The organism is Streptococcus suis, from assembly GCF_002960425.1.
GTDB classification, from domain to species: domain Bacteria; phylum Bacillota; class Bacilli; order Lactobacillales; family Streptococcaceae; genus Streptococcus; species Streptococcus suis_S.
Genome location: NZ_POIZ01000068.1, coordinates 1 through 899, shown reverse-complemented (window position 1 = coordinate 899; position 899 = coordinate 1). Strand labels below are relative to the sequence as shown.

Annotated in this window: 1 protein-coding gene; it reads right to left on the bottom strand. The window is 40.9% G+C overall.

From position 1 onward, the window contains the following. A partial coding sequence (locus tag C1G57_RS09080) for a transposase (protein WP_153045622.1) occupies positions 1 to 899 on the bottom strand: 899 nt, incomplete at both ends.

Here is an 899-nt window from a genome sequence, read left to right as displayed (position 1 = left end):
TCAATGCGGGTTCCCTCTTTACTTGTCAATTCCTCTTTGACTAAGTTCTTGAAATAGTTCCACGTAGGATTATACTGAATTTGTTTGAGGTTTCCTTTTTCCGTCCGTGCTAACTGGTCTAACTCTTCACTAGCTTGTACAGGATCAGCTTCGTAAATCTTAATATCTTTCTCAAATCCATACTTGTCCGTTCTTCGTGAATAATTCTTAAACGAGTAGACAACCCCATCTGGTTTTATCCACTGGTCAGAATCTTCTAGATAGGTCCAATTTTCAGGATTGGCATCACTCTTCTTGTAGCTTTTCTTCTGCTCTTTCTGATATGTTCCGTAGGGAATCAGAGGCGTTTTCTCCAGGTCATCAAGGATAAAGCTATAATTTTCTTCACTACCATAACCTGCATCCGCGACAATGTGTTGAAAGAGTTCTAAGGTTTGGATGGATTGAAGAAAGGGCTTGAGTGTACGAGTGTCAGTTGGATTCGGATACAATCCGTAAGCTAAGGCAAACTGGTTGTTTGTACCAAGTTGGAGGTTGTAACCAGGCTTGAGCTGACCATTCTTCATATGATCTTCTTTCATTCGCATGAATGTTGCATCGTGATCCGTTTTAGAATAGGAATTTCGCTCTTGTAGAATCTGTTTATCTCGTTCGTACTTCTGTTTCCGAACAAGAAAATCCTCTTTCAACTTTCTCTTTAGTTTCTTAATTCTTCTTCGTTTCTGTCTGTTGGCTGATCCACCTTTAATGACTTTCGGCTCTTGTGAGATAGCTTCTTCCACCTCGTCCAATACTTGTTCTGTCTCATGTAGGAGTTGTTTGAGTCCCTCGCTAGTGAGGCATTCTTCCTTGGACAAGGCAGTATTCACCCCTTCTTGAACTAGCTTGTCATAAAGGGC